Origin of the sequence: Flavobacterium cauense R2A-7 (assembly GCF_000498475.1) — a bacterium.
GTDB classification, from domain to species: domain Bacteria; phylum Bacteroidota; class Bacteroidia; order Flavobacteriales; family Flavobacteriaceae; genus Flavobacterium; species Flavobacterium cauense.
On the sequence record NZ_AVBI01000023.1, the window covers coordinates 1 to 5,245 of the forward strand.

2 tRNA genes and 3 rRNA genes are annotated in these 5,245 nt (G+C 48.0%); all 5 read left to right on the forward strand.

Annotation, left to right across the window (positions count from 1 at the left end):
• Nucleotides 1-73: 73 nt before the first annotated feature.
• Nucleotides 74-1,589 (forward strand): 16S ribosomal RNA (locus FCR2A7T_RS13340).
• Between the two features lie 85 nt (nucleotides 1,590-1,674).
• Nucleotides 1,675-1,748 (forward strand) — tRNA-Ile (locus FCR2A7T_RS13345).
• A gap of 83 nt (nucleotides 1,749-1,831) precedes the next feature.
• Nucleotides 1,832-1,905: transfer RNA gene (locus FCR2A7T_RS13350), tRNA-Ala, on the forward strand.
• A 96-nt stretch (nucleotides 1,906-2,001) separates the two neighbouring features.
• Nucleotides 2,002-4,878, forward strand: a 23S ribosomal RNA gene (locus tag FCR2A7T_RS13355).
• Nucleotides 4,879-5,017: 139 nt separating this feature from the next.
• Nucleotides 5,018-5,126 (forward strand): 5S ribosomal RNA (rrf, locus tag FCR2A7T_RS13360).
• Together the 16S, 23S and 5S rRNA genes with 2 tRNA genes alongside form the textbook arrangement of a ribosomal RNA operon.
• Nucleotides 5,127-5,245: the final 119 nt, after the last annotated feature.

Sequence of the window (5,245 nt, forward strand, 5' to 3'; positions counted from 1 at the left end):
TCAAAAATAAGAGAGAGTAAGACTCGAAATTATTAGAATTAACCTAGCATCTTAATCGACAATATTAAAATATACGATGAAGAGTTTGATCCTGGCTCAGGATGAACGCTAGCGGCAGGCCTAACACATGCAAGTCGAGGGGTAGAGGAAGCTTGCTTCCTTGAGACCGGCGCACGGGTGCGTAACGCGTATGCAATCTACCTTATACAGAGGGATAGCCCAGAGAAATTTGGATTAATACCTCATAGTATTATGAAATCGCATGGTTTTATAATTAAAGTTCCAACGGTATAAGATGAGCATGCGTCCCATTAGTTAGTTGGTAAGGTAACGGCTTACCAAGACAATGATGGGTAGGGGTCCTGAGAGGGAGATCCCCCACACTGGTACTGAGACACGGACCAGACTCCTACGGGAGGCAGCAGTGAGGAATATTGGTCAATGGACGCAAGTCTGAACCAGCCATGCCGCGTGCAGGATGACGGTCCTATGGATTGTAAACTGCTTTTATACAGGAAGAAACACTCCCTCGTGAGGGAGCTTGACGGTACTGTAGGAATAAGGATCGGCTAACTCCGTGCCAGCAGCCGCGGTAATACGGAGGATCCAAGCGTTATCCGGAATCATTGGGTTTAAAGGGTCCGTAGGCGGTTTAATAAGTCAGTGGTGAAAGCCTATCGCTTAACGATAGAACGGCCATTGATACTGTTAGACTTGAATTAGTGGGAAGTAACTAGAATATGTAGTGTAGCGGTGAAATGCTTAGATATTACATGGAATACCAATTGCGAAGGCAGGTTACTATCACTATATTGACGCTGATGGACGAAAGCGTGGGGAGCGAACAGGATTAGATACCCTGGTAGTCCACGCCGTAAACGATGGATACTAGCTGTTCGGAGCAATCTGAGTGGCTAAGCGAAAGTGATAAGTATCCCACCTGGGGAGTACGTTCGCAAGAATGAAACTCAAAGGAATTGACGGGGGCCCGCACAAGCGGAGGAGCATGTGGTTTAATTCGATGATACGCGAGGAACCTTACCAGGGCTTAAATGGGAGACGACAGGACTGGAAACAGTTTTTTCTTCGGACGTCTTTCAAGGTGCTGCATGGTTGTCGTCAGCTCGTGCCGTGAGGTGTCAGGTTAAGTCCTATAACGAGCGCAACCCCTATTGTTAGTTGCCAGCGGGTCATGCCGGGAACTCTAACAAGACTGCCGGTGCAAACCGTGAGGAAGGTGGGGATGACGTCAAATCATCACGGCCCTTACGTCCTGGGCTACACACGTGCTACAATGGGCGGTACAGAGAGCAGCCACCACGCAAGTGGGCGCGAATCTTCAAAACCGTTCTCAGTTCGGATCGGAGTCTGCAACTCGACTCCGTGAAGCTGGATTCGCTAGTAATCGCATATCAGCCATGATGCGGTGAATACGTTCCCGGGCCTTGTACACACCGCCCGTCAAGCCATGGAAGCTGGGGGTACCTGAAGTCGGTGACCGCAAGGAGCTGCCTAGGGTAAAACTAGTAACTGGGGCTAAGTCGTAACAAGGTAGCCGTACCGGAAGGTGCGGCTGGAACACCTCCTTTCTAGAGAAAGATTAAGAATAGGTCTTATAGTAATAAGAGATTTACTCTCGCTGTTAGTTCAAATAATACAATAATTAAAAAACAGAGTCTCGTAGCTCAGCTGGTTAGAGTACTACACTGATAATGTAGGGGTCCCCAGTTCGAGTCTGGGCGGGACTACTAAGTTTTTTAATTGTTAAAGGAAATTCTGGAAGTTGGGATTCACAATTCGCATTCTGAATTCACAATTCTGAATTCAAATTGGGGGATTAGCTCAGCTGGCTAGAGCGCCTGCCTTGCACGCAGGAGGTCATCGGTTCGACTCCGATATTCTCCACGATTCCGAGAGGAAAAACCGTTCATTGACATATTGAGATAAAAAAAACATTTAAAAAGTAGAAAGAACACGGTTATGTTAAGTCATAACCAAGTACAATAAGCAAAATAAGGGCGTATGGGGGATGCCTAGGCTCTCAGAGGCGATGAAGGACGTGATAAGCTGCGAAAAGCTGCGGGGATTGGCACATACGAATTGATCCGCAGGTATCCGAATGGGGCAACCCACTATATTGAAGATATAGTACCCGATAGGGGGCAAACCCGCTGAACTGAAACATCTAAGTAGGCGGAGGAGAAGAAAACAAAAGTGATTCCGTAAGTAGTGGCGAGCGAACGCGGATTAGCCCAAACCAGGGATGTTACGGCATTGTTGGGGTTGTAGGACCACGATATTTCTTGCGGACAGAATTAGAATAACCTGGAAAGGTTAACCAAAGAGGGTGATAGTCCCGTATAAGTAATGGAAGATAAGGATAGTGGTATCCTGAGTAGGGCGGGGCACGTGAAACCCTGTCTGAATCTGGCGGGACCATCCGCTAAGGCTAAATACTCCTGAGAGACCGATAGTGAACCAGTACTGTGAAGGAAAGGTGAAAAGAACCGTGAATAACGGAGTGAAATAGATCCTGAAACCATACGCTTACAAGCGGTCGGAGCCCTTACGTGGGGTGACGGCGTGCCTTTTGCATAATGAGCCTACGAGTTACCGTTGCTGGCAAGGATAAGCACTTCAGGTGTGGATCCGTAGCGAAAGCGAGTCTGAATAGGGCGCTTTAGTCAGTAGTGGTAGACGCGAAACCGTGTGATCTACCCATGGGCAGGATGAAGCTGTGGTAACACACAGTGGAGGTCCGAACCGGTTGACGTTGAAAAGTCTTCGGATGACCTGTGGGTAGGGGTGAAAGGCCAATCAAACTCGGAAATAGCTCGTACTCCCCGAAATGCATTTAGGTGCAGCGTTAGTCGTAAAGTTATATAGAGGTAGAGCTACTGATTGGATGCGGGGGCTTCACCGCCTACCAATTCCTGACAAACTCCGAATGCTATATAATGTTTACTAACAGTGAGGGCATGGGTGCTAAGGTCCATGTCCGAGAGGGAAAGAACCCAGACCATCAGCTAAGGTCCCCAAATGTATGCTAAGTTGAAAAAACGAGGTTTGTCTGCCCAGACAGCTAGGATGTTGGCTTGGAAGCAGCCATTCATTTAAAGAGTGCGTAACAGCTCACTAGTCGAGCGGACGAGCATGGATAATAATCGGGCATAAGTATACTACCGAAGCTATGGATTTGTACTATGTACAAGTGGTAGGGGAGCATTCTAACAGGGTTGAAGGTGTGTGGCGATGCATGCTGGACCGGTTAGAAAAGAAAATGTAGGCATAAGTAACGATAATGCGGGCGAGAAACCCGCACACCGAAAGACTAAGGTTTCCTCAGCTATGCTAATCAGCTGAGGGTTAGTCGGGTCCTAAGGCGAACCCGAAAGGGACAGTCGATGGCCAACGGGTTAATATTCCCGTACTACTGTTAATTGTGATGGGGTGACGGAGTGATGAAAGTACCGCGAACTGACGGAATAGTTCGTTAAAGCACCTAGCTATAGGTCTCGTAGGCAAATCCGCGAGAACTGGTGAAATGCGATAGTACTCGGAGTCTTCGGACAAAGAGATAGTGTACCTAAGGGCTTCCAAGAAAAACCTCTAAACTTAGATTAACAGTACCCGTACCGTAAACCGACACAGGTAGTCGAGGAGAGAATCCTAAGGTGCTCGAGAGATTCATGGCTAAGGAATTAGGCAAAATAGACCTGTAACTTCGGGAGAAAGGTCGCCAGCGCAAGCTGGCCGCAGTGAAGAGGTCCAGGCGACTGTTTATCAAAAACACAGGGCTCTGCAAAATCGTAAGATGAAGTATAGGGCCTGACACCTGCCCGGTGCTGGAAGGTTAAGAGGAGATGTTATCTTCGGAGAAGCATTGAATTGAAGCCCCAGTAAACGGCGGCCGTAACTATAACGGTCCTAAGGTAGCGAAATTCCTTGTCGGGTAAGTTCCGACCTGCACGAATGGTGTAACGATCTGGACACTGTCTCAGCCATGAGCTCGGTGAAATTGTAGTATCGGTGAAGATGCCGATTACCCGCAGTGGGACGAAAAGACCCTGTGCACCTTTACTATAGCTTAGTATTGGTCTTGGATAAGTGATGTGTAGGATAGGTGGGAGACTTTGAAGCGGCGTCGCCAGGCGTTGTGGAGTCATTGTTGAAATACCACCCTTTGCTTATCTGAGATCTAACTCTCTCCGGAGAGGACATTGCTTGGTGGGTAGTTTGACTGGGGTGGTCGCCTCCAAAAGAGTAACGGAGGCTTCTAAAGGTTCCCTCAGCACGCTTGGTAACCGTGCGTAGAGTGCAATGGCATAAGGGAGCTTGACTGAGAGACATACAGGTCGATCAGGTACGAAAGTAGAGCATAGTGATCCGGTGGTTCCGCATGGAAGGGCCATCGCTCAAAGGATAAAAGGTACGCCGGGGATAACAGGCTGATCTCCCCCAAGAGCTCATATCGACGGGGGGGTTTGGCACCTCGATGTCGGCTCGTCACATCCTGGGGCTGGAGAAGGTCCCAAGGGTTGGGCTGTTCGCCCATTAAAGTGGCACGCGAGCTGGGTTCAGAACGTCGTGAGACAGTTCGGTCTCTATCTACTGTGGGCGTTAGAAATTTGAGTGGATCTGATTCTAGTACGAGAGGACCGAATTGGACAAACCTCTGGTGTATCTGTTGTTCCGCCAGGAGCACCGCAGAGTAGCTACGTTTGGAAGGGATAAGCGCTGAAAGCATATAAGCGCGAAACCCACCACAAGATGAGATTTCTTTTAAGGGTCGTTGAAGATGACAACGTTGATAGGCTATAGATGTAAAGGCAGTAATGTCATAGTCGAGTAGTACTAATAACCCGTAAGCTTATGTACACGCTTGCGCCCCGCAAGGGGCGCAGCAACCTTTCTCCCTTCGAGTAACCTCAGGGAACAATAATGATTTTTATCTCAGTGTGTTAAGATATTATTGTAATGTTGATTAGCTAAAGCTAATTACCCTTGCATAACGACTTAAGGTGGTTATTGCGGCGGGGCTCACCTCTTCCCATTCCGAACAGAGAAGTTAAGCCCGCCTGCGCAGATGGTACTGCAATTTGTGGGAGAGTATGTCGTCGCCTTTCTTTTAAAAACCCTTCATCATTCGATGAAGGGTTTTTTGTTTTATAATAGTTTGGGTTTTAGAGGCTTTTAACCCGTGCGATGTCAAGGATTTTTGTTTTTAGAACCGGTTTAGAGAAAA